This window comes from Oceanisphaera submarina (assembly GCF_046521305.1).
In the GTDB taxonomy this organism is placed as follows: Bacteria; Pseudomonadota; Gammaproteobacteria; order Enterobacterales; family Aeromonadaceae; genus Oceanimonas; species Oceanimonas submarina.
The window spans coordinates 213,432-240,306 of record NZ_JBKGFN010000002.1 but is presented as its reverse complement, the minus strand read 5'-3'; the positions used below and the strand labels follow the sequence as shown (position 1 = coordinate 240,306).

At 57.4% G+C, this 26,875-nt stretch carries 24 protein-coding genes and 1 pseudogene; 12 read left to right on the top strand and 13 right to left on the bottom strand.

What is annotated here, in order from left to right; translation table 11 throughout:
• Positions 1 to 54: 54 nt before the first annotated feature.
• The gene (purD, locus tag ACLEIV_RS03745) at positions 55 to 1,341 is read right to left on the bottom strand and encodes a phosphoribosylamine--glycine ligase (RefSeq protein WP_410455316.1); all 1,287 of its coding nucleotides are present in this window, start codon (positions 1,339 to 1,341) and stop codon (positions 55 to 57) included.
• A 199-nt stretch (positions 1,342 to 1,540) separates the two neighbouring features.
• Positions 1,541 to 3,124, bottom strand: coding sequence for a bifunctional phosphoribosylaminoimidazolecarboxamide formyltransferase/IMP cyclohydrolase (gene purH, locus ACLEIV_RS03740; protein WP_410455315.1), 1,584 nt, complete (start codon positions 3,122 to 3,124; stop codon positions 1,541 to 1,543).
• A 217-nt stretch (positions 3,125 to 3,341) separates the two neighbouring features.
• Between purH and zntR the strand changes: the two genes are divergently transcribed.
• Both zntR and ACLEIV_RS03730 read left to right on the top strand, forming a co-directional pair.
• Positions 3,342 to 3,770 (top strand): Zn(2+)-responsive transcriptional regulator, encoded by a 429-nt coding sequence (gene zntR / locus ACLEIV_RS03735; protein WP_410455314.1) that lies wholly within the window; start codon positions 3,342 to 3,344, stop codon positions 3,768 to 3,770.
• Between the two features lie 108 nt (positions 3,771 to 3,878).
• Positions 3,879 to 5,162 carry a purine/pyrimidine permease gene (locus ACLEIV_RS03730; RefSeq protein WP_410455313.1) on the top strand — a complete coding sequence of 428 codons (1,284 nt, stop codon included), beginning with the start codon at positions 3,879 to 3,881 and terminating at the stop codon, positions 5,160 to 5,162.
• Here ACLEIV_RS03730 and ACLEIV_RS03725 read toward each other — a convergent pair.
• The 5 genes from ACLEIV_RS03725 to ACLEIV_RS03705 form a co-directional block, all read right to left on the bottom strand.
• Complete coding sequence (locus tag ACLEIV_RS03725) at positions 5,159 to 5,581, bottom strand: universal stress protein (RefSeq protein WP_410455312.1); 423 nt, start codon at positions 5,579 to 5,581, stop codon at positions 5,159 to 5,161. The genes ACLEIV_RS03730 and ACLEIV_RS03725 overlap by 4 nt on opposite strands.
• A gap of 7 nt (positions 5,582 to 5,588) precedes the next feature.
• A complete protein-coding gene (locus ACLEIV_RS03720) occupies positions 5,589 to 6,905 on the bottom strand; it encodes a TRAP transporter large permease (protein WP_410455311.1) in 1,317 nt (438 codons plus the stop codon).
• A complete protein-coding gene (locus ACLEIV_RS03715; protein ID WP_410455310.1) occupies positions 6,905 to 7,435 on the bottom strand; it encodes a TRAP transporter small permease subunit in 531 nt (176 codons plus the stop codon). Before ACLEIV_RS03715 ends, ACLEIV_RS03720 begins: the two co-directional genes overlap by 1 nt.
• 64 nt (positions 7,436 to 7,499) lie before the next feature.
• A complete protein-coding gene (dctP, locus tag ACLEIV_RS03710; RefSeq protein WP_410455309.1) occupies positions 7,500 to 8,507 on the bottom strand; it encodes a TRAP transporter substrate-binding protein DctP in 1,008 nt (335 codons plus the stop codon).
• Between the two features lie 275 nt (positions 8,508 to 8,782).
• A complete protein-coding gene (locus tag ACLEIV_RS03705; protein WP_410455308.1) occupies positions 8,783 to 9,715 on the bottom strand; it encodes a LysR family transcriptional regulator in 933 nt (310 codons plus the stop codon).
• Between the two features lie 217 nt (positions 9,716 to 9,932).
• Between ACLEIV_RS03705 and ACLEIV_RS03700 the strand changes: the two genes are divergently transcribed.
• Both ACLEIV_RS03700 and gabT read left to right on the top strand, forming a co-directional pair.
• On the top strand, positions 9,933 to 11,396 hold the full coding sequence (locus ACLEIV_RS03700; RefSeq protein WP_410455307.1) for an NAD-dependent succinate-semialdehyde dehydrogenase: 1,464 nt from the start codon (positions 9,933 to 9,935) through the stop codon (positions 11,394 to 11,396).
• A gap of 24 nt (positions 11,397 to 11,420) precedes the next feature.
• Positions 11,421 to 12,701 carry a 4-aminobutyrate--2-oxoglutarate transaminase gene (gene gabT / locus ACLEIV_RS03695; protein ID WP_410455306.1) on the top strand — a complete coding sequence of 427 codons (1,281 nt, stop codon included), beginning with the start codon at positions 11,421 to 11,423 and terminating at the stop codon, positions 12,699 to 12,701.
• 59 nt (positions 12,702 to 12,760) lie between these two features.
• On the opposite strand, the gene ACLEIV_RS03690 is transcribed toward gabT, so the two are convergent.
• Positions 12,761 to 13,438 (bottom strand): heavy metal response regulator transcription factor, encoded by a 678-nt coding sequence (locus ACLEIV_RS03690; RefSeq protein WP_410455305.1) that lies wholly within the window; start codon positions 13,436 to 13,438, stop codon positions 12,761 to 12,763.
• A 352-nt stretch (positions 13,439 to 13,790) separates the two neighbouring features.
• Here ACLEIV_RS03690 and ACLEIV_RS03685 point away from each other — a divergent pair, with 352 nt between their 5' ends.
• The 4 genes from ACLEIV_RS03685 to ACLEIV_RS03670 all read left to right on the top strand — a co-directional run bounded on the left by ACLEIV_RS03685 (position 13,791) and on the right by ACLEIV_RS03670 (position 17,541).
• The gene (locus ACLEIV_RS03685; protein ID WP_410455304.1) at positions 13,791 to 15,644 is read left to right on the top strand and encodes a copper resistance system multicopper oxidase; all 1,854 of its coding nucleotides are present in this window, start codon (positions 13,791 to 13,793) and stop codon (positions 15,642 to 15,644) included.
• A 26-nt stretch (positions 15,645 to 15,670) separates the two neighbouring features.
• On the top strand, positions 15,671 to 16,534 hold the full coding sequence (locus tag ACLEIV_RS03680) for a copper resistance protein B (protein WP_410455303.1): 864 nt from the start codon (positions 15,671 to 15,673) through the stop codon (positions 16,532 to 16,534).
• 41 nt (positions 16,535 to 16,575) lie between these two features.
• Positions 16,576 to 17,061 (top strand): cupredoxin domain-containing protein, encoded by a 486-nt coding sequence (locus ACLEIV_RS03675; RefSeq protein WP_410455302.1) that lies wholly within the window; start codon positions 16,576 to 16,578, stop codon positions 17,059 to 17,061.
• A 135-nt stretch (positions 17,062 to 17,196) separates the two neighbouring features.
• A complete protein-coding gene (locus ACLEIV_RS03670) occupies positions 17,197 to 17,541 on the top strand; it encodes a c-type cytochrome (protein WP_410455301.1) in 345 nt (114 codons plus the stop codon).
• 309 nt (positions 17,542 to 17,850) lie between these two features.
• Here the strand turns inward: ACLEIV_RS03670 and ACLEIV_RS03665 are convergent, their stop codons facing one another.
• The 5 genes and pseudogenes from ACLEIV_RS03665 to ACLEIV_RS03645 form a co-directional block, all read right to left on the bottom strand.
• Positions 17,851 to 18,894 (bottom strand): methionine synthase, encoded by a 1,044-nt coding sequence (locus ACLEIV_RS03665; RefSeq protein WP_410455300.1) that lies wholly within the window; start codon positions 18,892 to 18,894, stop codon positions 17,851 to 17,853.
• A gap of 43 nt (positions 18,895 to 18,937) precedes the next feature.
• Entirely contained in the window at positions 18,938 to 19,921 is a 984-nt protein-coding gene (locus ACLEIV_RS03660) for a DUF1852 domain-containing protein (protein ID WP_410455299.1), read from the bottom strand.
• Positions 19,922 to 20,275: 354 nt separating this feature from the next.
• Positions 20,276 to 20,389, bottom strand: a pseudogene (locus tag ACLEIV_RS03655) (IS5/IS1182 family transposase); the annotation flags it as partial.
• 143 nt (positions 20,390 to 20,532) lie between these two features.
• Entirely contained in the window at positions 20,533 to 21,417 is an 885-nt protein-coding gene (locus ACLEIV_RS03650) for a LysR family transcriptional regulator (protein ID WP_410455298.1), read from the bottom strand.
• A 313-nt stretch (positions 21,418 to 21,730) separates the two neighbouring features.
• Positions 21,731 to 23,155 carry a heavy metal sensor histidine kinase gene (locus ACLEIV_RS03645; RefSeq protein ID WP_410455297.1) on the bottom strand — a complete coding sequence of 475 codons (1,425 nt, stop codon included), beginning with the start codon at positions 23,153 to 23,155 and terminating at the stop codon, positions 21,731 to 21,733.
• Between the two features lie 119 nt (positions 23,156 to 23,274).
• On the opposite strand from ACLEIV_RS03645, the gene ACLEIV_RS03640 reads away from it, so the two are divergent.
• The 4 genes from ACLEIV_RS03640 (at position 23,275) to ACLEIV_RS03625 (ending at position 26,863) form a co-directional block, all read left to right on the top strand.
• On the top strand, positions 23,275 to 23,466 hold the full coding sequence (locus ACLEIV_RS03640; protein WP_410455296.1) for a heavy-metal-associated domain-containing protein: 192 nt from the start codon (positions 23,275 to 23,277) through the stop codon (positions 23,464 to 23,466).
• Positions 23,467 to 23,512: 46 nt separating this feature from the next.
• The gene (locus tag ACLEIV_RS03635; protein ID WP_410455295.1) at positions 23,513 to 23,842 is read left to right on the top strand and encodes a zinc-ribbon domain containing protein; all 330 of its coding nucleotides are present in this window, start codon (positions 23,513 to 23,515) and stop codon (positions 23,840 to 23,842) included.
• Between the two features lie 34 nt (positions 23,843 to 23,876).
• Positions 23,877 to 24,299 (top strand): Cu(I)-responsive transcriptional regulator, encoded by a 423-nt coding sequence (gene cueR, locus ACLEIV_RS03630; RefSeq protein ID WP_410455294.1) that lies wholly within the window; start codon positions 23,877 to 23,879, stop codon positions 24,297 to 24,299.
• Between the two features lie 74 nt (positions 24,300 to 24,373).
• A complete protein-coding gene (locus ACLEIV_RS03625; RefSeq protein WP_410455293.1) occupies positions 24,374 to 26,863 on the top strand; it encodes a heavy metal translocating P-type ATPase in 2,490 nt (829 codons plus the stop codon).
• The last annotated feature ends 12 nt before the right edge of the window (positions 26,864 to 26,875 follow it).

The following is a 26,875-nucleotide window of genomic DNA, read 5'->3' as shown; positions in this document are numbered from 1 at the left end:
TGGTTATAAAAAAGCGGCCCGAAAGGGCCGCTCTGGTTTGCAGGTGAATAGCGCTTATTGCTGCTGTTCGCGGGCGATGGCGCGGTAGGCGATGTCGCCGCGGCAGAAGACACCTTGCCACTCGATCTGACGGGCGGCGGCGTAGGCGTTGGCCTGGGCCTCGGTCACGGTATTGCCCAGGGCGGTGGCGCACAGCACCCGGCCGCCGGAGGTGACCAGCTCGCCGTCCTTGAACTTGGTGCCGGCGTGGAACACCTTGGCAACATCGGTACCGGCGGGAATGCCGGTGATGGTATCGCCCTGGCGGTAGTGACCGGGGTAGCCACCGGCAGCCAGTACCACCCCGACGGAGGCGCGGGGGTCGAAGTCGGCGGTGACCTTGTTTAGCTCACCCTTGCATCCGGCCAGACACAGCGCCACCAGATCGGACTGCAGACGCAGCATGATCGGCTGGGTTTCCGGATCGCCGAAGCGACAGTTGAACTCGATGACCTTGGGCTGACCGGCTTCGTCGATCATCAGGCCGGCGTAGAGGAAGCCTTTGTAGACGTGGCCTTCTTCCGCCATGCCACGCACGGTCGGCATGATCACCTGTTCCATGATGCGATCATGGATTTCCTGAGTCACCACGGGCGCCGGGCTGTAGGCGCCCATGCCGCCGGTGTTGGGACCGGTGTCGCCGTCGCCGACGCGCTTGTGATCCTGGCTGGTGGCCATGGGCAGCACATGCTCGCCGTCCACCATGACGATGAAAGAGGCTTCCTCGCCGTCGAGGAACTCCTCGATCACCACCCGGCTGCCGGCGTCGCCGAAGGCGTTACCGGCCAGCATGTCGCGTACCGCGGCTTCGGCTTCTTCAAGCGTCATGGCCACGATCACGCCTTTACCGGCGGCCAGGCCGTCGGCCTTGACCACGATGGGGGCGCCTTTTTCACGCAGGTATTCCAGGGCCGGCTCCACCTGGGTGAAGTTCTGATAGTCGGCGCTGGGGATCTTGTGGCGAGCCAGAAAATCCTTGGTGAAGGCCTTGGAGCCTTCCAGCTGGGCGGCGGCCGCACTCGGGCCGAAGATGGTCATGCCCTCGGCGTCGAAGGCGTCGACCACACCGGCCACCAGCGGCGCTTCGGGGCCGACGATGGTCAGGCCTACCTGTTCTTGCTTGGCGAAGGCCAGCAGGTCCTGAATGTCGGTGGCGGAGATGGCCACATTGGTCAGGCTGGGCTCGAGATCGGTGCCGGCGTTGCCGGGAGCCACGAATACCTGGCTGACGTTGGGAGATTGGGCGGCTTTCCAGGCCAGGGCGTGTTCACGACCGCCACCGCCGATTACCAATACCTTCATGGTCTGTTCCTCTAAATTTTTAAAGCAAACGAAGGAAGCTACGGGTCTGCAAAGTGCCACTCGGCTGGTTAGGGAGGGAGAGGGGGAAGTCTCTCAGCCGACCATGAAATGCCATGGATGGGTTCATGGCGTGTCGGCGTGAGATTCCCCCTGTCCCGATAGCTACCCAGCGTTCAATAACACCGCCCGTATCTTCCTATCAGTGGCGGAAGTGGCGCATGCCGGTGAACACCATGGTCATGCCATGTTCGTCGGCGGCCTGGATCACTTCGTCGTCACGCATGGAACCACCGGGCTGGATCACACAGCTGATGCCGGCGGCGGCGGCGGCGTCGATGCCGTCACGGAACGGGAAGAAGGCGTCGGACGCCATCACCGAACCTTCCACCTTCAAACCTTCATCGGCGGCCTTGATGCCGGCGATTTTGGCGGAGTAGACGCGGCTCATCTGGCCGGCACCCACGCCTATGGTCTGGGCGCCCTTGGCGTAGACGATGGCGTTGGACTTGACGTACTTGGCCACTTTCCAGCAGAACAGCAGATCCTGTAGCTCTTCTTCGGAGGGCTGACGCTTGCTGACCACCTTGAGATCGTCCAGACCTATCATGCCCTGATCGCGGTCCTGCACCAGGATGCCGCCGTTGACGCGCTTGATGTCACGACCCTTGGTCTGCTCGGCCCACTGACCGCATTCCAGCAGACGCACGTTTTTCTTGTCGGCGACGGCAGCCTTGGCGGCGGCAGAGATGCTGGGGGCTATGATCACTTCCACGAACTGGCGATCGATGATGGCGCGGGCGGTGGCTTCGTCCAGCTCGCGGTTAAAGGCGATGATGCCACCGAAGGCGGAAGTGGGGTCGGTCTGGTAGGCGCGCTCGTAGGCCTGCAGCAGATCGTCGCCCAGTGCCACACCGCAGGGGTTGGCGTGCTTGACGATAACACAGGCCGGGGCATCGAATTCCTTCACGCATTCCAGGGCGGCATCGGTGTCGGCGATGTTGTTGAACGACAGCTCCTTGCCCTGCAACTGGGTGGCGGTGGCAACCGAGGCTTCATCGATGTCGTTTTCCACGTAGAAGGCCGCACTCTGGTGGCTGTTTTCGCCGTAGCGCAGATCCTGCTTCTTGGTGAACTGGTAGTTGATGGTCCGTGGGAAGGCGGAGCCCTCGCTGGCGTCGTGGTAGGCCGGAACCATGGTGCCGAAGTAGTTGGCGATCATGCCATCGTACTGGGCGGTATGTTCGAAGGCGGCAATGGCCAGATGGAAACGGGTGGCCTGGGTCAGGCTGTTGTTGTCGGCGTCCATCTCGTTCAGCAGGCGGTCGTAGTCGCCGGCGTTCACCACTATGGCCACGTCGTTGTGGTTCTTGGCGGCCGCGCGTACCATGGTCGGGCCGCCGATATCGATGTTTTCGACGGCATCTTCGAGGGTGCAATCGGAGTTGGCCACTGTGTTGGCGAAGGGGTAGAGGTTAACGACGACCATGTCGATGGGCTGGATGGCATGCTCGGCCATGATGGCCTCGTCCTGGCCGCGACGGCCGAGAATGCCGCCGTGAACCTTGGGGTGCAGGGTCTTGACCCGGCCGTCCATCATTTCCGGGAAGCCGGTATAGTCAGACACTTCGGTAACGGGCAGGCCCTGTTCGGCCAGCAGGCGGGCGGTGCCACCGGTGGACAACAGTTCAACGCCGCGGGCGTGCAGGCCCTGGGCGAAGGCGACGATGCCGTGTTTGTCGGACACACTCAGCAGAGCACGGCGAATGGGGCGAGCAGTTTCCATGGGTTCTCGTTCCTTTAACGATCTATCGGGGGGTTTGGTAAAACCGGCAACCGGGTCATAATGTCGACTTTACCAAACCGCCTGGTACGCCAGAACAGAGGCGGCGTATTCTACTGTATTTTGCCGTGGCTTGTGTGACTATTTGCTTTGGTGTCAAGAGATTTCATGTGTAACAAAACCCGATTTTCAAGCCTCGAATGGCTGGGAGTAGTAACGAATGTTTCGGATTGGTGAGCTGGCCAAACACTTTGGAGTGAAGGCCGATACCCTGCGTTTTTATGAAAAAGAGGGGCTGCTGTCGCCCAGCCTGCGAACCCCCGCAGGGTACCGGTTATATAGTGAAGATGACAAACGGCGGCTGCATTTTATTCTGCGCTGCAAACGGGTGGGTTTTTCCCTCAAAGAGGTGGATGAGCTGTTGTCGCTCAAGGTCAGCAGTTGCAAGGTGACCTGCCGCGAGGTGAAGGCGGTGGCCGATACCAAGATTACCGATGTGGAAGAGCGGATTGCCGAGCTGGAGCAGTTTCGAGATTCGCTCCGGCAGCTGTCCGAGGCTTGCTGTGGCGGACTGGAAAGCGCCGAACATTGTTCCATCCTCGAAGCGCTGGACGGCAAGCAACTGACCGCCGAGAATAACGCCCGTTAACGCCCCCTGACACGGCAGCATTCGCTGCCTTTTTTGGCATGTCCTCACGGGCAGGTGTCTGCCTGCTCTGCTTTGCGCCGCCTTCGGCACCGATCACAGGAGTTGTTTATGCATTCTCGTTTTGGCTGGGGACTGAGTGTCAGCCAGTGGTTTATCTTTTTAATGGCCAATGCCCTGGCGCTGCCCATTATTCTGGGACAGGCCTTTGGCCTGGACAGCGGCGAGATAGCCGGCCTGATGCAGCGCACCCTGATACTGGTGGGACTGAGCTCACTGCTGCAGGCGACACTGGGCCATCGTTATACCATTGCCGATGGTCCGGCCGGCTCCTGGGCCATCGTGTTCGTGGTGATGGCCTATATCGGAAAAGAGCAGGGATACGACAGCGCAGAGACCCTGCAGCTGTTGGCGGGAGGCGTGTTGGTGGCCGGAGCCATCATGCTGGTGCTGGGGCTGGCCCGGCAGGTGCACCGGTTGTTGTTTCTGTTTACCCCGCTGGTGACCGGCTGCTTTATGTTGCTGCTGGTGATCCAGCTGGCCGGGGTGTTCGTGCGTGGCATGGTGACGGATCCGCGCAGTGGCGTGATCAGCCTGCCGGTGGCGCTGGTGGGGTTGCTGGTGTTTCTGGGCGTCTTGCTCTGCTCCTTCAGTCGTCATTCGCTGTTGCGTACCTATGCGGTCATGGTCGGCATAGTGGCGGGCTGGATAGCGTTCGCGCTCTTTGATCTCGCTAACATGACCCTGCCGGAGGCGGCGTCGGGGCTGCAGTGGCCCGAACTGTTCGCCTTTGGTCCTCCCCGGCTGGACAGTGGCATGTTGATCGTGGCGGTGCTGTTTTCACTGTTGCTGTTTTCCAACCAGGTCGCGGCGGTATCTGCCATTACGGCGGTGGTGAGTGAGCGACAACCTGATCTGGACAAGGTGATTAACCGCAGCAGTCGGGCCTCGGGACTGAGCCATTTCATGGCAGGCAGCCTCTCGACCATCGCCGTGGTGCCCTTGCCGGTGACCGCCGGCTTCGTGCAGCTCACCGGCGACAGCCGCCGTGGTCCCTTCATGCTGGCCTGTGTGCTGCTGGCGCTGGTGGCACTGTTTCCGCAGGCGGTAGGTTTTCTGTCGCTGCTGCCGGCACCGGTGGCCAATGCCGCCCTGCTGGCCACTTTCATCAAGCTGGTGGCACTGGCCTTCCAGATGCTGACCAGGCAGCCGCTGGACCATCGCTCCAGCACCCTCATAGGGGTGCCGCTGTTGCTGGGCGTGGGCTGCATGTTCCTGCCGCCGGAGCTGTACCGGCATCTGCCGGGCCTGGCCCAGTACCTGCTGGGCAACGGCCTGCTGACCGGTACCCTGCTGGCGCTGACCATGGAAAAGCTGTGGGCGGTTAAACCCTAGCGAATCACCAGCACGGCACCATCGGCGTGACGTACCACCTTGGATGAATTGGAGCCGAGCAGATAGGTCTTGGCTCCGGGTCGGGAGGCCGGCATCACGATAAGCTCGATGCCGTGTTTTCTGGCCTGGGCGAGGATGGTGTCATACACCACCCCATGTTTTATTCTGATCCGTCCCTGGTGCTGCGCCGGTATGTTGGCCTGCATGAAGTCGCAGAGCTGCTGTTCGATCACCTTGTCCAGATTGTCGATCAGCTCACTGGAATACAGTGGCGCGGCGGCATGGTGGATGCGGGCCGAATTCACGTACAGCAGGTGAACCTGTCCTTGCGGGTGGCACAGTTTCAGGGCCGCCTCGACTACTTGTGGGTAGAGCTCCAGATACTCAAAATCCAGCGGCAACAGTATTTGCTTGAACATAAGTGCGTTATCCCATCAGTTTATTAGGCAGCCAGGTGACGATCTCCGGCACCAGCATGCAGAGCACCAGTACGCCCAGCTTGAGCATGACGAAGGGCAGTACCGACTTGTAGATATCCATCATGGTCACCCCGGGAGGGGCAATGCCCTTGAGGTAGAACAGGGCGAAGCCGTAGGGCGGGGTCTGTACCGCTATCTCGATGTTCAGGATCATCAGGATACCGAACCAGATAGGATCGTAGCCCAGACCGATGGCGATAGGGGTGAACAGGGGGGCACAGATCAGCACTATGATCATCTCGTCGATGATAAAGCCGAGCAGCAGCATGATCACCTGCATCATCAAGATGATCATGATGGGGGGAAGATCCAGACCGGCGGCAAAGTCGGCCACCATGCCCTGCACACCCATCAGCAGGTGGAAGTTGCTGAACACGGAAGCGCCGAGCACGATCCAGATGGCCACGCTCACCAGCAGTGCGGTTTCGATACCGGAACGTTTCATCATCTTGAGCTTGAAGCGCTTGTACATGATGGCCAGCAAGAGGGCACCGACCACACCGATGGCACCGGATTCGGTGGGAGTGGCAATACCGCTGATGATGCTGCCGAGCACCAGTACGATCAGGCCCAGCGCCATGAAACCATCGCGCAGGGTAATGAAGCGTTCGCGGGCATTCTTGGGCACGTCCAGGGAATGACCAATGGGCGCGCGGCTGGGGTTCCGTTTGCAGGAGATCACCACATAAAGCACCATGACGGTGATGGAGATCAATGCCGGCACCAGGGCGGCGATGAACATCTTGCCGACCGAAGTCTGGGTGGTGGAGCTGAACAGTATCATGGGGATGCTGGGCGGGATCAGTATCCCCAGACCACCTCCGGCCATGATGACACCGAGTGCCAGTTTCTTGTCGTAGCCCCGTTCCAGCATGGGACGCAGGGCTATGCTGCCGGAGGTCATGATGCCGGCACCGATAATGCCGACCATGGCGCCGATCATGGAACAAACGCCGATGACGCTGATCGCAAGCGAACCACGGACCCGGCCGATAACCAACTGGCTGGCCTTGAACATGGCGTCGCCGATGCCGGATCGGGTCAACAGCTGGCCCATATAGATGTAGAGCGGAATCGCCAGCAGCACGAAGCTGAACAGGGTGCTCTCTATGGTGGTGGGGACTATGTTGAAAATACCTTCGCCCCAGGTTGCATAGCCAATCAGCATGGCGATGCCGCCCAGAGCCAGACCTACCTGGGCACCCAGTGCAAAGGAAATCAGTACGCCCAGCAGCAGCAGGCCGGTCAATAATTCGATACTCATTATTCATCGTCCTCAGACAGCAGGGGCTCACCGGTGATCAATTGCCAGGTATCTTTCAACATGTCGCTGGACAATTGCAGTAGAAACAGGATGGCGGCGACGGTCACCATGACCCAGAAGTGGCCGATGGAAGGAGCCCATTCGGACTGGCGGGTATAGCCGAAATCGATGGCCTCCAGCGCCTTTTCCCAGCTTTTGCTGGCCACTATGATCAAAAAGAAACCGCCCAGAGAGTTGGATATCAGATCGAAGATGTTCTTGGTTCGCTGCGATACCGACAGGTAGAGGATGTCGACGTTGATATGCGCCTTTTTCAGCTGGCCGCTGGCACCACACAGGGCACCGATATAACCGAACAGAAACAGCGATACGTCGTAGGCCCACATGGTCGGGCTGTTGAGTACGTAACGGGAAAACACTTCAAAGGCAAGGGTCGCCGCCAGCAGGGGGAGGGCCAGGGAGATGGTATGACCGACGGTCGACACCAGCAGTCCGGTCCCTTTGCACCATAAACAAAGTAGTTTTTTCATTATGCATCCATGGAATGAAAACATCAGCCCCGCCGTGGCGGGGCTATCTCATCGGAAGGGGGGGTTACTTCATCAGTTTTACGAGGCGAGAGCTGTATTGGTCGGTCTTGCCATAGTGGGCCCAAACGGTTTCGGCCGCCTGCTGCCACTGGGCCTTGTCGGCTTCGGATGCCTCGGGGCTCCAGTTCATGCCGATTTTCTGCATGTCGGCCACGGCTTCCTGCTCCCATTGGACGGATTTCTCTGCCTGCTCCTGGGCGTGCCACTTGGCGGCATCACGTACTACCTGCTTCAGCTCGTCCGGCAGCTTGTTCCAGGCGTTCTTGTTCACCAGAACGGGCAGGGCCTGGGCGCTGGACACCGGCAGCGGGTACATGAACTTGGCTACTTCGGCAAAGTTGCCGTCGCGGTGGTCGATCAGGTTGGAGCCGATGGTGCCGTCGATTACGCCGGTGGCCAGACTGGTATAGGTTTCACCCCAGGCCAGGTTGACCGGTGAAGCGCCCAGCTCGCGGAAGAAGCGGCCGTAGGCACCCGGAGCACGGATCTTCAGACCCTTGAAGTCCTCGATGGATTCGATCTTGGTCTTGGTAATGACGTAGACACCAGGCTGGAAGTAAGGATCCAGCCACACCAGGCCGTGACGATCATAGGCCTCGGTCAGTACTTCGGACCAACCTTTTTCATAGAACTGGGCGTTCAGCTCTTCCAGGGTGCCATTGCTGCCGGGCAGGCCGACTTCGACTACGCCGAAGGGAATTTCACCGGCATGCATGGGCTGGAAGGGAGCGGCCATGTCGATAAGACCTGACTTGGTGGCACCTATGATGCCATTGGTGTCTACGCCTTCACCGGCATAGAGCATGTTGATTTTCATGCGACCGTTGGAGTCGGCTTCTATCTTGTCGGCAAAGGACTGATAGATATCACCGAAGGCGGTGCCGCGGGAATACAGGTTGGTGAAGCGCCAGGTCACATCGGCAGCCATGGCTTCCATGGTGGCGCCCATGCCGGCAACGGCAATCAGAGAGGCGGCGATTTTGGTACGGGCGGAGCTCCAGATACGAGTCATGTTGTAGTCCCTTGTGTTATCACATTCCATCTGTTTTGAGTCGAACTCAAAGTCGGTATTTGGTATTGGCTACCCTTTTGGGTGATGTCAGTCTGCGCCAGCCTCAAAAGGGGATAAATACATAATCATTCATGTTTGGTTTGAACAGGGTCAAACAAACAACGGGAAACTTAAGTAACAGCGGTAGTAAGCACCAACATAATGCGAAAATTCAGCATATTGGATTGCTGTTATGTGAGGCGAGTCACGCAGCGGAGCCGACCCGAAAGCCGGGCTCAGGGCGCGGCTTGCAGGTGAGCATGCAGCAATTGCAGAAACAGTGCTTTCAATCGGCTCTGGCGACCATGCAGACGAGTGATGGCGGAAATACCGAGGTCATGATTTTTCTGCTCGGGCAGCAGCGCCTTCATGCGGCCACCGTCTACCCAGCGGCGGGCGAAGCTCTCGGGCAGAAAGCCGATGTACTGGCCGGACAGGATCAGCGCGGCCCTCGGCTCGTAGTGATAGGCTCGCCCCGCCAGGCGCATGTCGGCCAGTTGGGCGCTGGACTCGGGGTTGGTGTAGATACCGGGGTGGATAAGCTTGCTCTCTCCCAGTTGCTGTTCGATGCTCTTGTCATCTTCAATGGCAAACAGCGGGTGGCGATCGCTGCAGTACAAGAAGCAGCGCACCTTGTAAAGATGGTGGTATTCCAGCCCTTCCAGATCTCTGTGGTAGTGAATAAAGCCGATATCCGCATCCTCATTCAGTACCCGCCGTTCGATTTCGCCCATGTGAGCCACGTCCACACTGACATTGACGTCGGGCGCCTGGCCGCCCAGCTCCGCGAAGACATCGGCCATGGGAAAGTCATCTTCCAGCCAGATGTTGTCACTGGAAACGATTTTCAGCTCGCCGGTAAGCTGCTCGTGCAGCTCGTTGACCGTGTAGCGGAATTCTTCCAGTCGTGAAAACAGTCGCTTGGCGGACTCGTAGATCACGGCGCCGTCATCGGTAAGGGCAAAGCCGGAACGCCCCCGTCGGCACAGCTTCAACTTGAGCCGGTTTTCCAGGTTGGCCATGTGTACGCTGATGGTGGATCTACTGATATTCAGCTCGGTTTCCGCCGCCGAGAAACCACCGCATTCCACCACCGTCTTGAACAGCTTCAGCAGACGTATTTCATAATCACCGATTTGCCCTAGCACGGGGCGGCTTGCCTGGCTCATAGTTTGAAACTCTTCAATGTGAATGTTGATACGTGATGATTTATGCGACTTTAAGCGCAAGGCTACCATGCAATCAAAATATGGCCAATGCCGACGCAGGGGCGGTCACGATAACCGGGATTTTTATACTGGTTTTGTGACGGCAGCGCCGGTCCAGTGGCCGGTGATGGGCCCTTGGTTAGGGCCTGTATGGAACCAACACCGAGGCGCAATTCTTATGAGCATGAATTCAGTCAACAGCAAGCTGGTGAAAGATGCCGGTTACATTAATGGTCACTGGTGTCAGGCCGACAGCGGCGCCACCATTGCCGTCCATAACCCGGCCACCGGCGAACAGCTGGGCCAGGTGCCCGACATGGGGATCCTCGAAACCGGCGCCGCCATCGATGCGGCCAGTACCGCCCTGCTGAGCTGGCGGGACGTCGCGCCCAAGGAGCGGGCTCGTCTGCTGCGCTGCTGGTTTGATCTCATCATGGAGCACAAGGAAGACCTGGCGCTGCTGATGACCCTGGAACAGGGCAAGCCGCTGTTCGAGACCCGGGGTGAGGTGATGTACGGCGCCTCTTATATCGAGTGGTATGCCGAAGAAGGCAAGCGTGCCTACGGCAAGGTCTTTGCCGCGCCGACCGCCGACAAACGTGCGCTGAGCATTCAGCAGCCCATCGGCGTGGTGGCGGCCATTACTCCCTGGAACTTCCCGAATGCCATGATCACCCGCAAGATAGCTCCGGCGCTGGCCGCCGGCTGTACCGTGGTGGTCAAGCCGTCGGAAGAAACGCCCTTCTCCGCCCTGGCGCTGATGGCGCTGGCCGAGCAGGCCGGTATTCCCGCAGGCGTGATCAACATGATCACCTCCAGCCAGGCCGCTGCGGTAGGCAAGACGCTGACCGACGACAGCCGGGTACGCAAGCTGTCGTTCACCGGCTCTACCCGGGTCGGCAAGCTGCTCTACGGCCAGAGCGCCGACACCGTGAAGAAACTCAGCCTGGAGCTGGGCGGCAACGCGCCCTTCATCGTGTTCGACGATGCGGATCTGGACGCCGCCGTGGCCGGTGCCGTGATCTCCAAGTTCCGCAACGCCGGCCAGACCTGTGTCTGTGCCAACCGTATTCTGGTGCAGGACGGCATTCACGATGCCTTTGTTGCCCGCTTCAAAGAAGCGGTAGAACAGCTGGTGGTCGGCAACGGCCTGAACGACGCCACGACCCTCGGTCCCGTGATCAACAAGGCGGCGATAGACAAGATTGCCGGCATGGTCGACAAGGCTCAGTCCGAGGGCGCCAGTCTGGTGACCGGTGGCCAGCGCCATGAGGCCGGCGACTTGTTCTTTGCGCCGACCATTCTGACCGGCGTGACCCAGCAGATGGACATTGCCCGTCAGGAAATTTTCGGCCCGGTAGCACCGGTCATTCGCTTCAAGGATGACGCCGAAGCCATCGCCATTGCCAACGACACGCCCTACGGTCTGGCGGCCTATTTCTTCACCGAGAGCCACAGCCGCATCTGGAAAGTGGCCGAGTCGCTGGAATACGGCATGATAGGTATCAACGAGGGCATTCTCTCCAACGAAATTGCCCCCTTCGGTGGCGTCAAGGAATCCGGTCTGGGACGGGAAGGTTCTTCCCAGGGGCTGGAAGATTACATGGAAACCAAATACCTGTGCATGGGCGGCATCCGCTAAGCAAGGACTTCAGGAGACAATACAATGAGCAAGAATCAGCAACTGCAACAACGCAAAGATGCCGTCTTCGCCCGCGGCATGGGTAATATGGCCGCCGTTTATGTCGATCATGCCAAGAACAACGAAATCTGGGATGTGGAAGGCCGTCGTTTCATCGACTTCGCCGCCGGCATCGCCGTGGTCAACACCGGCCACAGCCATCCGCGAATTCAGGCCGCGGTGGCCGATCAGCTGAGCCGTTTCAGCCACACCTGCGTCATGGTCACGCCCTACGAGAGTGCGGTGGAACTGGCCGAAAAGCTGGTCGAGCTGGCACCGGGCGAGACGCCCAAGAAAGCCATCTTCGTCACCACCGGTGCCGAAGCGGTAGAAAACGCGGTCAAGATTGCCCGCGCCCACACCAAGCGCAGCGGCGTTATCGCCTTCAACGGCGGTTTTCACGGTCGTACCAACATGACCATGGGTCTGACCGGCAAGGTCGCTCCCTACAAGGCGGGCTTCGGTCCTTTCCCGAGTGAAATCTATCACCTGCCTTACCCGAACGAGTATCACGGTGTGACTGCCGAGCAGTCGCTGAAGGCGCTCGACGAGCTGTTCCACTGCGACATCGAGCCGGGCCGTGTGGCCGCGCTGATCATAGAGCCGGTGCAGGGCGAGGGCGGTTTTTATCAGGCCCCGCCGGCCTTCCTGCAGCAGCTGCGCGCTATCTGTGATCAGCATGGCATCGTGCTGATCTGTGACGAAATTCAAACTGGTTTCGCCCGTACCGGCAAGCTGTTTGCTACCGAATACGCAGGCATAGAGCCGGATCTGATGACCATGGCCAAGGGCATTGCCGGCGGTTTCCCGCTGTCTGCCGTGGTAGGCAAGGCAGACATCATGGACGCCGCCAACCCGGGCGGTCTGGGCGGCACCTATGCGGCCTTCCCGCTGGCCTGCGCCGCGGGTCTGGAGGTGCTGAACATCATCGAGGAAGAACAGCTGTGCGACAAGGCACTGGCTATCGGTGAGCTGATGAATAAACGCCTGAGCGCGCTGCAGGCGAAGTATCCTCACCATATCGGCCAGGTACGCAACCTGGGCGCCATGGTGGCGATGGAGCTGGTTCACAATGGGGATGTGGATCAGCCCAATGCCGAGCTGACCAAGGCTGTGGTGGCCAAGGGCATAGAGAAGGGAGTGATCCTGTTGTCTTGTGGGGTACGAGGCAACGTCATCCGCTTCTTGCCAGCCCTGACCTCGCCGCTGGAGGTAGTTGGTGAAGGTCTGGATCTGCTGGAGCAAGTGCTGGCAGAACTGATCTGATAGTAATACGTCGTAGTCATCAAATTTTGGCGGGCCCTGTGCCCGCCTTTTTTATGGCTCTATTCAGGCGTATCCAGGGTGTAGCCCATGCCGCGTACCGTGCAGATGAGTTTGGGTTCGAAGCCGTCATCGATCTTGGCGCGCAAGCGGCGAATGGCCACGTCGATCACATTGGTATCGCTGTCGAAATTCATGTCCCACACCAGAGAGGCAATCAGAGATCGTGGCAGCACCTCGCCCCGGCGGCGCACCAGCAGCTCGAGCAGGGCGAATTCCTTGTTGGTCAGGCTGATGCGCTCCCCACCACGCAGGGCCCGACGCCGTACTATGTCCAGGGTCAGGTCGGCGACCTGCAGCCGATCGCTCTGCGCCACCGGTGTGCTCCGGCGCAGCAGGGTGCGTACCCGGGCCAGCAGCTCGGAAAAGGCGAAGGGCTTGACCAGATAATCATCGGCCCCCAATTCCAGCCCGCGCACCCTGTCTTCCACGCTGTCGCGAGCGGTCAGAAACAACAAGGGCATCTGTCGACCCTGGTTGCGCAGTGATTCCACGACACGCCAGCCGTCCAGATCCGGCAGCATCACATCGAGAATGATCAAATCGTAAGGCTCGCTTGCGGCCAGGTGCAGACCGTCCAGACCACTGCGGGTAAGATCCACCACAAAACCCGCCTCGTTCAGCCCTTTTTGCAGATAATCTCCGGTTTTTCGCTCATCTTCGATGATCAGAATTTTCATGGCAGTATCTCTTTGCATTGTCTGTTAAGGGCATGATGACGGCCCGGGACACCTTGCTACAACCCTTATCTCTGACACCTGGTCACAAATCCAGAGCAGGAGAACGGCATTGTTTGCTGCCCCATGTTTGCACATAAAACAAAGAGGCCGATTCGTGACCAATAGACAGCCCTTATCGTGACCGAGCGCCTTTTATACATGTATACATGGCACGTGGCGGCTGCCAGTCAGATGACGGCAAGATGACAAATTTGTAATGTTGCCGTCATCTTGCAGACAGCGATGCCTCTCTATTCTCTCCTTATCATCATTATTTCGTATGAGCGAACAGTCAGGAAAGGGAGAGCATTTGATGAAAGAGGCGAAGAGCAGCCCCAGTCTGCCCCGGCGCAGGTTTGTGCAGGGTCTGGCCGCCGGCGGTGTGGTGCTGGGCATGGCGCCCATGTTAAGGCCGGCTCGGGCCGCCAGTCCGGGTACCCTGACCGGCGACGTTCCCGTGCTGACCGGTACCGAGTTCGATCTGGTGATCGATGAAACGCCGGTCAACTTCACCGGCAAGAACCGGATGGCCACCACCATCAATGGCTCCATTCCCGGGCCCACCTTGCGCATGCGTGAAGGGGATGAAGTCACCATTCGTGTGACTAACCGGCTGAAGGAGCCGACCTCCATTCACTGGCACGGCATCATTTTGCCCTACCAGATGGACGGGGTGCCGGGCATCAGTTTCCCCGGTATTGCCCCCGGCGAAACCTTTACCTACAAATACCGGCTGGAGCAGAGCGGCACCTACTGGTATCACTCCCACTCGGGCATGCAGGAGCTGACCGGCATGTACGGTGGCCTGATCATCGATCCGGCCGAGGACGAGCTCATTCAGGCCGACCGCGAGCATCTGGTGTTGCTCTCCGACTGGACCGACGAAAACCCGATGCGGGTGTTCGGCAAGCTCAAGAATCAGGGCGATTTCTACAACTTCAATCAGCCCACCGTATTCGACTTTTTCCGTGATGTATCCAGCGATGGCCTGAAGACGGCGCTGAGCAAGCGACAGATGTGGAATGAAATGCGCATGAGCCCGAGTGATCTGGCGGACTTGTCATCCCAGACCCTCACCTACCTGATGAACGGTACGACTCCCGTCGGCAACTGGACGGCCTTGTTCAAGCAGGGCGAGCGGGTGCGGCTGCGTTTTATCAACGGTGCCGGCAACTCTTTTTATGATGTACGCATTCCCGGGCTCAAGATGACGGTGGTACAGGCCGACGGCCTCAATGTAGTGCCGGTGATCGTGGATGAGTTTCGCTTCGGCCCCGGCGAGACCTACGATGTGCTGATTGAGCCCCAGGCCGAGGCCTATACCCTGTTTGCCCAGGCGATGGACAGAACAGGCTATGCCAGTGGCACCCTGACCACGCGGGAGGGGCTGAGTGCCGCCGTTCCCGAGCTGGACTCACCCCAGAACCTGACCATGGCAGACATGATGGGCAACATGGCCGGCATGGACCATGTCGGTATGGAAATGGGCGCCATGGGTGGCATGGACCATGGCGGTATGGAAATGGACGCCATGGGTGGTATGACCGGCATGGACCATGGCGGTATGGGGATGGGCGCCATGGCCGGCATGGATCATGGCGGTATGGAAATGGGCGCCATGGCCGGCGGTCTGGCCAGGGCCGGTAGCGAGGTGCGCCATGCCCGTGGCGAATATGGCCCCAGTGTGGACATGCGGGTGGATACGCCGCGTACCAATCTGGACGACCCCGGTGTCGGACTGCGCAACAACGGCCGTCGGGTGCTGACTCTCGCCGATTTGCGCACGCCGGGCGGCCCCATGGATCCACGACCACCGGAGCGGGAAATAGAGCTGCACCTTACCGGTAACATGGAGCGTTATACCTGGTCCTTCGACGGGGTCGAGTTCGGCAGCTCCACCCCGGTTCACCTGAACTTCGGCGAGCGGGTGCGGATTATTCTGCACAACGACACCATGATGACCCACCCCATGCATCTGCACGGCATGTGGAGCGAGCTGGAAGGTCCGGATGGGGAGTTTCTGGTACGGCGCCACACCATACAGGTACAACCGGCCCAACGAGTCAGCTTTCTGGTGACCGCCGACGCTCTGGGCCGCTGGGCCTGGCACTGTCACCTTATGTTTCATATGGATGCGGGCATGTTCCGCGAGGTGATGGTGTCATGAGCCGGACCAACAGAGGGAGAACGACCATGAAATCCGGATTGAACGGTATGCTGCTGATCCTGTCGGTGCTGCCGGCCGGGGTAGCGCTGGCTCAGGGCATGGGTCACGGCCAGATGCAGGGTAAAGACCATGGCCGCATGCAGATGCAGGGAGGTTCGGCACCCGCCGATGCCCGGGATCCCCATGCCTATTCCGGAGGCTTTACCCTGGAAGAAGGGCCCTATGCCTTGCCCGGCCCACGGCAGCTGCGGCTGGCCGATGAACATGCCTTTTACGGTGTGCTGGTCGACCGGCTGGAACGGGTCGACAAGGGGGAAGGCCATGCACTGATCTACGATACCCGCGCCTGGTTTGGCTATGACTACGACAGAGCCGTGCTGAAGGCGGAAGGTGATATAGAACAAGGCCGACTGCAAGAAGCCAGCACCGAACTGTTATGGAGCCATGCCCTGACGACCTTCTGGAATAGTGAGCTGGGTGTGCGTTACGACACGGGGCACGGTCCGGATCAGGGGTGGTTGGCCTTGGGTCTCGCGGGGCTGGCTCCTTACTGGTTCGAGCTGGATGCCGCCGTCTATCTGGGCGACGACGGGCAAACGGCGCTGGCGGTGGAGGGGGAATATGAACTCTTGCTGACCCAGCGATTGGTATTGGAACCCAGGGCGGAACTGACCGCCTATGGCAAGGACGACGCCGAACGCGGCCAGGGGCGAGGTCTGGCCGAACTGGTGGCCGGTGCTCGTTTGCGTTATGAATTCAGCCGCCAGTTTGCGCCCTATGTGGGCTGGGAATGGGCGGCGGCATTGGGCAACAGTGCCGATCAGGTACGAGGAGAAGGTGACGCGACCCAGGAAACCCATTGGGTCGCCGGGGTCAGGTTCTGGTTTTAATCTGTCATTACACGATAAAACTCACACCAAGGAAGAAAAACATGAAAAAAACACTGTCCGTTTTAATCTTGTCTCTGTTGCCCGGCCTGGCGATGGCCGCGGGTGAACACGGTGGCCATCAGGGGCACGATATGACGACCATGCAGCAGGATATGCACGGCATCGGTCGACCCGGCACTTCTGCCGAGGTCAGTCGTACCATCGAAGTGGTGATGAGCGATAACATGCGGTTTTCACCGGCACAGATAGAGGTTAACACCGGTGAAACCGTGCGCTTTTTCATTAAAAACTCGGGCAAGGCGACCCATGAACTGGTGATTGGCAACCTTGAGTCGTTGCAGGCACATGCCGAGATGATGCGCCAGATGCCGGACATGAAGCACGCCGAGCCCAATATGATCAGCCTGAAACCGGGCCAGAAAGGCGGCTTGATCTGGACCTTTGATCAGGCCGGTACCGTCGATTTTGCCTGCCTGATCCCCGGCCATATGGAAGCGGGTATGAAAGGCCGCGTACAGGTGATGTAAGAGGGATGGCATGGGCGGCTGCTCATGCCATTTTTTCAGCCAGTCAAACTTTTCAGCCAGTCAAACAAGAGGACAAGCAACGCCGTGAACAAAACATCAAGGGTTAACCGCCGGTGGTTATGGGGTACAGGAGTTGTGGGACTGGCAGCTCTCGCGATGGTCGGCAGCCACTTTTTGCCGGGTGACTCGTCCGCCGGAGCCGAGCAAATACGGCGTGGCAAGCTGGCTTACCTTGATAACTGCGCCGGTTGTCATGGCGCAGACCTCAAAGGTAGTCGCCAGGGGCCGCCGTTTATTCACCAGGTGTATGAGCCATCCCATCATGGTGACGAGGCCTTTTATCGCGCCGCCGTCAACGGAGTACGGGCCCATCACTGGCGCTTTGGCGACATGCCGCCGGTGCCTGGTATCAGCCGGGACCAAGTCGGCGATATCATCGCCTATATTCGCGAACAACAGCGACAAAATGGCATAGAGTAAGCGGTTGCCACTATCCCGCTGCCGCGTTCACCGGCTCGAAACACCCCAGCAACTCGTCCGGCTCATCGCCCAGTGCTAACGGTAAGTTCATGAAATAGATATAAAAAAGGCTTCAGTTGTGATCTGATGTCAGTCGCCAAATAAAACAACAAATCCCAATGAAGCCGATGACTATTTTCCACTTGATTTACGATGAAACCCAGCCATCACAACAGATTAAATCCAGTAAGAGCAATGGCTAAGGTGACATTTATGAACATTTTAATGCTTAAGTGCCTGGCTATGAGCTGAGACAGATTGTTCACTGACTCAGAAAACAACGCCCTGGGCCGAGAGTTCTCTTCGGAGGATTTCTGCTCCTGCACTTAGGGCATTTAGCTTGCCTCTTGCTACTTCACGAGATAGGGGCGCCATGCCACAGTTGGTGCAAGGATAAAGCTTGTCGGCATCTACAAACTCAAGCACTTTTCGTAGAGTATTGGCGACTTCTTCTGGCGTCTCAATGCGATTGGTTGCCACATCAATGGCCCCTACCATCACCTTTTTACCTCGTATGAGTTCAAGCAGCTCGATCGGGACATGAGAGTTATGACATTCTAATGAGATAATATCGATATTAGACTTTTGCAGTTTGGGAAAAACCTCTTCATACTGTCTCCACTCGGACCCCAGCGTCTTTTTCCAATCCGTATTGGCTTTGATACCGTATCCATAGCAAATATGTACGGCAGTTTCACATTTAAGGCCCTCAATTGCTCTTTCTAAAGCAGCAATCCCCCAATCATTGACCTCATCAAAAAACACATTAAATGCAGGTTCATCAAACTGGATAATATCAACACCAGCTGCCTCTAACTCTTTAGCTTCTTGATTGAGTATTTTGGCGAACTCCCAAGCTAGCTTTTCGCGACTGTGATAATGGTCATCATAAAGCGTATCTATCATAGTCATGGGACCTGGCAGGGCCCATTTAATGGGTTGCTTGGTTTGCTGACGCAAAAACCTGGCATCTTCAACAAAAACCGGCTTTTGGCGACTTACAGCACCAACGACTGTCGGTACACTCGCATCATAGCGATCACGAATTTTAACGGTCTTACGTTTTTCAAAATCAACACCGCTAAGGTGCTCAATAAACGTAGTCACAAAGTGTTGGCGCGTTTGCTCGCCATCACTGACAATATCAATGCCTGCTTGTTGCTGTTCTTGCAACGACACACGTAAAGCATCGTGTTTTCCCTCAATCAATTCATCCTCTTGCAATTTCCAAGGTGACCAAAGTGTCTCAGGTTGTGCAAGCCAAGAAGGTTTGGGTAAACTGCCCGCAGTTGAAGTAGGTAATAATCTTTTCATAATAAACACCGTTCTGTATTCTTGTTAATTATAAGGCCCTAAATCAGGAAGCGTAGCTAGCAGACCATTGTTCAAGGATAGATTGGTATGGTTTGATGAAGTTTTCCTCAGCCACTTTTCCCTGTTTAACTGCTAACTTGCTACGTTCTTCTCGATCATAAACAATTCGAGTTAATGAATGATCCGGATTCTTCAGGTTAGGTTTGTAGCATTTTCCTGCCACAGCATTGGCATTATGAATCTCAGGTCGGTAAATTTTTTGAAAAGTTTCCATCGTGCTGATGGTGCTGATAAGCTCAAGATTATTATAATCATTAAGTAAATCACCAAAGAAATAAAAAGCCAGAGGCGCAACGCTATTTGGTGGCATGAAGTAGCGAACTTCCAATCCCATTTTTTTGAAATATTTTTCAGTTAAGGATGATTCATGTGGCTGATATTCGACACCTAATACGGGGTGCTGATTTCCAGTCTGATGATAGGTCACCTTATCCGAAATGCTGAGGCATATAACAGGATGTTTAATAAAATTTTGCTTGTAGGTGTCTGAATTTACAAAACATTTGAATAGTTTTCCATGCAGATCGCCAAAATCATCTGGGATACTAAATTTGGGTTGCCCCTTGTTATGATTCAACAGCAATACGCTGAAATCATAATCTCGCACATAAGAGGAGAAATTATTCCCTACAATGCCTTCAATGCGTGTGTTGGTTTTGTGATCAACAATGTTCGTCTTCAATATTTCAATCGTAGGAAAGGTGTGGCCATTGCCTTTATTATCAATGTCCATCTCAACGGAAATGATTTCAAGCTCGACGGAATAACGACTTCCTTCGGGGTTATCCCAATGCGCCAAGGCATTGAACCGATTGTCAATCATCTTTAAGGCGTTGCGCAAGTTCTCTTGGCGGCTCTCTCCTCTGGCCAAATTAGCAAAGTTGGTCGTAATACGCGTATTGTCTGAGGGCTGATAATTTTCATCGAAGCCAATGCTGGTTATAGCGAATGTAAAGTCGTTACTCATGGTGATCTGGCATCCAATTATCCGAGATAAAATCTGAATTTATTCCTTGCTCTTTCTGGTCTTGCTGATTTTTCAATCAACAAGCTGCACAGTATTTTCTGGTACTTGTCTGGTTAACAATCAACTGCAATGTTACCTAGAAGTCCAGATGTCTAGAGCTAAGCGTAGATATGTTATACAGGGGCAGATGTATGAAAAATAATGATTTAATTTCATTAATGCGTGAATAAAATTCATGATTTATTGTAAGCCAGCGCACGCTCGGTCAAGCGGTATGCCAGGTTCGCAGTTTGGGCGCACTTGCAGATGCGGCTGTACCCCGGTGGGGCAGGGTACGTCTATCAGCTGAAAATGGCAGCACCATTGCCGGATAGCCTCTTCATCCATCCGGAAGCTCAGTGAACCGCGATTGACCAAGGCCCGGTTGTACGGCCGCCAGTGGCTGATGTTGTGCCGTGCTTTACCCATCTGTTTACTTCCGAGTCCGTTCGTCAGGTGATCGGATCATGGGTGAGACAGAGAGTTCACCGATATAGGAAACAACGCCACCTGACAGGACCGGCGGCTGTGTTAGTGAAGAACAGTGTGAGTTTAAAGGCAAGACTGAGTAACTACCTGACACTCTGAGCCTGAGTAATGAAATCACTCAGGTAATTAATCTGCTCCTCGCCTTTTCGCACCCCTAAAAAGATTTGTTTTCTAATCCCATGTTTACCGAACCGGAGGCTCTTAATGGCCATTTTTTTGGCGAATTCATCCGCTAACCAACCAGGCAATGCACAGACGCCTCTGCCAGCCGCCACCATTTGTAACATTATTTCCGTAGTTTCGATTGTCTTGTGTTTTTTGACCGTGTATTTTGAGGGGTTTAAAAACTGACTGTAAATATCCAGCCGTTCAGGCTCTACCGGGTAGCTAAATAACACTTCATCACTTAACTGTTCAGGCATGATCGAGTTTTCCATGGCAAGACGGTGAGATGTCGAAACGACGAGTCTATGTTCATAGTCAAATACCGGTATAAACGTCACCTTGGGTTTATACAAGGGATCAGGCGTGACGAGGATATCTATCTCGTAGCTATGCAAGGCACCCAGACCACCGAACTGAAATTCCTGCTTCACGTCAATGTCAACGTTTGGCCATTTTTCAAGATAAGGTTCAATCACTTTCAACAGCCATTGATAGCAAGGGTGGCATTCCATGCCGATGCGAAGTGAACCCATTTCGCCTGTCGCTATCTGGCGCAATAGATGTTCAGTGTGTTTGAATTGCGGCAATACCCGATTGGCAAGAGTCAAGATTTGTTCACCAGCATTGGTAAGGCGCAAGGTTCTGCCTTCTTTTTGCCAAACCGGTGTTTTGATCTGGCCTTCTAGTTTTTTGATGCTGTGACTCAATGCAGACTGGGATAAATTTAACGATTCAGCAGCCTGGGTTAAGGTTCCCTGCTCTTTTATTGCTGCCAGCACTTCAAGGTGAAACCGCTCCAACATAACTTAACTCCGGTCTTTAGCACTTAAAATTATGAATGTAATTCATGACTTATTGAAAATATATCATTATTTTCATTATTAAAATCCCGACAATGCATGCCTGAATGTCTGGATATGCAGGTGCCCGGTGGGGCAAGCTTGTCCTGCCGTGACGACGGGCTTCAATCTGGCCGAACATCCAGTGAGTGTTCGCAGCAGGTTGAAACAATGAGTGTCACATCCCGGCGCGTCGAGGGAGGCGGCTGTGTTGCTTCTGGCCCTCAGTCCCAAAATCCGCTCAGACTCTTGATGGGGTTGCTATAAACGGCCGTGGCTAGCCCGCCGTCGTGAAGGGGCCATCGCCGGGAAAGTGGGCCGTGAAACAGGTTTCCCGTTCATCGGAGTGCACCGACAGGGTGCCGTTGTGAGCGGTTATTATTGCCCTGGCGATGGCCAGGCCAAGGCCGGTGCCTTCGGTCACCGACTGGCGGGCGCTGTCGGCACGGTAGAAACGATCGAACAGCCGGGGCCATTGCTCGGGCGGGATGACGGGGCCGGGGTTGGCGACCTCGACGGTGATGCCCTGGCTGTCTTTCAACACAGAAATGCGGATTTCTCCCAGCGCCGGTGTATAGCGAATGGCATTGGTCAACAGATTGCTGAACGCCCGTTGCAGCATGGATCTGTCACCCAGCAGGCAGGCGTTGCCCTGCCGACGAAAATGTAGCTGCTGCTCGCTGGCCAGCGGCTCGAAAAACTCCAGTAATTCGTCCAGTTCATCGGCCAGCTCCAGGGGTATTGGCTGCATGGGCAGTTTCCCCTGTTCCGACTGGGCCAGAAACAGCATTTCACCGATCATTCTTGCCAGCCGTTCTGCCGCCTCCAGATTGGCGTACAGCGCTTCCTTGTATTCAGCAGCATCGCGTTCATGCGCCAGCGCCACCTGAGTGTGCATCATCAGGCTGTTGACCGGGGTGCGCAGTTCGTGGGCGATATCCGAGGAAAATGCCGACAGCCGCTGAAACGAGTCTTCCAGTCGGTCCAGCATGGCATTGAATGCCTTTATCGGCACATGCAACTCGGTCGGGGCATCGGCCAGGGGCAACCGGTGGTTGAGCCTGGCGGCGCTGACCCGGGAGGATACCGAGGCCAGGGTACGCAAGGGCGCCAGGCCTATTCGCGAGGCGATCCAGCCCAGCACTATCGAGAGCAGGGCAATGCCCAGGGTAAATCCGATCAGGGCCCGGCGGATGCCATCGATAAAATGCTGGTGGTAGCTGGTGTCCAGGGTGGCGCGGATCACCACGGACTCGGGCGCATCCGGCCAGGATGGGGCCAGCCGTACCCGTTCTGTCCGGCTGCGATAGTGGGTGCCTTGTTCGGTCCAGTTTTCTGCCAGCGGTATGTCGGCTTGCGGTGGTGGCGATGTCTGTTTTTCGGGTTGCGGGTGCCGGATGCCGGCCTCGGCCAGTAATTGGCCTCGGGGATCCTGCAGCGTAATATAGAGATGGCCATGTCCGGAGAGTGCATCATCAAGCCGCTGTTTCAGCATCGACCAGTCCGGACTCGCAGTATGTTGCTGGCTGTTCAGCAGGCTGCGGGTCAATATCAACTTGCCCTGCAGCTCTTCCTGATCCTGGTGGGCAAAGTGCTGATCCAGCGCCTGCAGCAACAAGACGCCAACCAGGAGCCAGATGGCAAGCATGGTAGCGCTGAACAGCAGGCTCAGGCGGGTGGTAAGAGAAAACAGACGATGCATGCCGGGGCCTTTCCATGGGGCGGGAGCACCAATATAGCATGAGCCAAAAAACAGTTGACCTTACCATGGTGGTAAGGTTGATACTGGGCATCACGATAATGCCCAATGAGGAAAGCACTATGATCAGTTTTACCCTGCCCGACATGACCTGCGGCCACTGTGTTGGCGTGATTAACCAGATGCTGATAGAGCTGGATCCGGCCTGTGAGCTGGAGTTCGATCTGTTGAATCATATCATCAAGGTAGAAAGCAGCTGCACCCACGAACAGTTGGCCGATGCCCTGACCGAAGTCGGCTACCCGCCGGCGTAAACAGCGATGGCCCGGGCCGGCCCCGGGCTTTGACGGGAGCTCCATCATGAGCAGAACCCCGGACAAGAGGCGTAACCCCAGCGCCAAGCAACGACGAGAAGCCGAGCGGGTGCAGCAATTGCATCCATTACAGCAACGACAACATCCCTCTGCGGTGCCCGCGGATCATGACCGGCTTTCCCATATCAATATCTACGGCGCCTTGCCGGATGACTATATCGACCAGCCCTTTATCTGCCGGAACTGCGGTAAACGGGAGATCTGGAAGGCACGGGATCAGAAGTGGTATTACGAGGAAGCAAAGGGGCATATCGACGCCATCGCGGTCGAGTGCCATTGTTGCCGCAAGGCAGGGAAGTCGGCTGCAACGTCATAATGGATACCGTTTTTCATGGTTATTGGAGGCCGAGATGAACATAGGCGAAGCCGCAACCAGGGCCGGGGTCTCGGCCAAGATGATCCGCCATTACGAACAGATAAAGCTGCTGCAGCCGGCGGAGCGCACCGCCGCCGGCTATCGGCAGTATGACGAGCACAATATAGAGCAGCTCAGGTTCATTCGTCAGGCCCGATTGCTGGGATTTTCCATTCGTCAGATAGAGGCGCTGCTGAGCCTGTGGCAGGACCCGCAGCGGCCCAGTCGGGCGGTTAAACAGGTGGCACAACAACACCTGCAGGAAGTGGAGCACAAGATGCGTGAGCTGGCCGCAATGCAGGCCATGCTGCAACGGATGATTGCCGCCTGTCCGGGTGACGAGGGATCGGCCTGTGCCATTCTGGAGCAGTTGTCCTCATCAGAATTGGCACCCACCGGGGGAGTGACCAAAAAATAGTATTTGTGTGCTTGACCTTCCCATAATGGGAAGCCTTAAGGTGAACATGACATATTCATCACGGGGATAACACCATGACGTCATTTACCACTACGGCCACCGATACAGCCGGAAAAGCGCCGGTCCTCAGCGTGCAGCTGCCGATCACGGGCATGACCTGTGCTTCCTGCGTACGGCGGGTGGAGCAGGCGCTGCTCAAGTCACCGGGCGTACTCGAGGCGACGGTGAACCTGGCCAATGAAAAGGCCGAGGTGAGCCTGGCGGCCGATACACCGCTCAGCGTGTTGACCGAGGGGGTAGTGAAAGCCGGTTACCAGACCCGCACCGAGCAGTTTGAGCTGTCGATCATCGGCATGAGCTGCGCCTCCTGTGTCGGGCGGGTGGAAAAGGCGTTGCTCAAGCTGCCCGGCGTCTTGTCCGCCAGCGTCAATCTGGCGGCGGAAACCGCACATGTAGAGGCGCTGGCCGGCAATCTGGACGAGCAACAGCTGACGTCCGCGGTGGCCAAGGCCGGCTATGAGGCGGCGCCTCTGTCTGCCGAACGGGATGACGACAACGCCCGTCGGGAACGGGAGCAGCAGGATCTCAAGCGCTCCCTGTGGTGGTCGGCGGGGCTGACGGCCCCGGTGTTTGTGCTGGAAATGGGGGCGCACTTCGTGCCGGGCATGCATCACTGGGTTATGGCGACCCTGGGGCAGCCACTGAACTGGGGCATTCAGTTTGTGCTCACCACCCTGGTGTTGTTTGGCCCCGGCCTGCGTTTTCTCCGACTCGGGCTACCGGCCCTGTTGCGGGCGGCGCCGGACATGAACTCGCTGGTGGCACTGGGCAGCCTCTCGGCCTGGGGCTTTTCGGTGGTGGCGACCTTTGCCGGCTTTATGCTGCCGGAAGGGACACGCCAGGTGTACTTTGAGGCGGCGGCGGTCATCGTCACCCTGATCCTGCTCGGTCGCTATCTGGAAGCCAGGGCCAAGGGCCGCACCGGCGAGGCGATTCGACGGTTGCTGAGCCTGCAGGTGACCACGGCGCGAGTGAAGCGTAACGGCGACACGCGGGAATTACCGCTGGCGCAGGTACGGGTCGGCGATCTGGTGCTGGTGCGCCCCGGCGAACGGATACCGGTAGACGGCAGGGTACAGGATGGCAGCTCCTGGGTGGACGAGTCCATGCTCACCGGCGAGCCGGTACCGGTAGAAAAGAGCGCGGGTCACGAGGTGGTCGGCGGCACCGTCAACAAGAATGGCGCCCTGAGCTTCGAGGTCACCAGGGTGGGGGGCGATACCCTGCTGGCCAGGATTATTCAGATGGTGGAACAGGCCCAGGGTGCCAAGTTACCCATTCAGGCGCTGGTAGACAAGGTCACGGCGGTGTTCGTGCCGGTGGTGATGGCGGTGGCGGCGCTGACCTTTGTGGTCTGGCTGTGGCTGGGACCCAGCCCGGCACTGAGCTTCGCACTTATCAACGGCGTGGCGGTGCTGATCATCGCCTGTCCCTGCGCCATGGGGCTGGCGACACCCACCTCCATCATGGTGGGCACCGGCCGGGCCGCCGAGCTGGGGGTGCTGTTTCGCAAGGGACAGGCCCTGCAGACCCTGCGTAATGCCGGGGTGATAGCGCTGGACAAGACCGGCACTCTCACCAGAGGGCGGCCGGAACTGACCGATTTACAGGTGGTGGCGGGGTTCGATGAAAACGAGGTGCTGGCGCTGGTGGCGTCGGTAGAGCAACACTCGGAGCACCCCATTGCCGAGGCCATAGTGGCCGCCGCGACGGAGCGAACGCTGAGCCTGTTTGAACCGCATAACGTCAAGGCTTACCCGGGGCTCGGTGTCAGCGCCACTCTCGATGGCCGAAAGATAGAAGTGGGCGCCGATCGCTATATGAAACAGCTGGGCCATGAACTGGATGCCCTGGCCGAGACGGCGGAGCAGCTGGCCCTGGAAGGAAAAAGCCCGCTTTATGCGGCCATCGACGGCAAACTGGCGGCTATTATCGCCGTCGCCGATCCCATCAAGGAAGGCACTCCGGCGGCAATCGAGGCCTTGCACGAGCTGGGGCTGAAGGTGGCCATGATCACCGGCGACAACCGCCATACTGCCAGCGCCATCGCCCGCCGGCTGTGGATCGACGAGGTGGAAGCCGAGGTGATGCCGGATGGAAAGGTGGCGGCCTTAAAGCGCTTGCGCGAACAGCATGGCCCCGTGGCCTTCGTCGGTGATGGCATCAACGACGCCCCGGCGCTGGCCGAGGCGGATGTGGGGCTGGCCATAGGTACCGGTACCGATATCGCCATCGAGGCGGCCGAGGTGGTGTTGATGAGCGGCGATCTGCGTGCCGTGCCCAACGCCCTGGCCATCAGCCACGCCACCCTGCGTAATATCCGCCAGAACCTGTTCTGGGCCTTCGCCTACAACATCTGTCTTATCCCGTTGGCGGCCGGCGCCCTGTATCCGTGGTTCGGCATCCTGTTGTCGCCCATGCTGGCCGCCGGTGCCATGGCCATGTCCAGCGTCTTTGTGGTCGGCAACGCCCTGCGGCTGAAAAAGTTCAGGGCGGTGTCATAAGCCAGGTAAGTG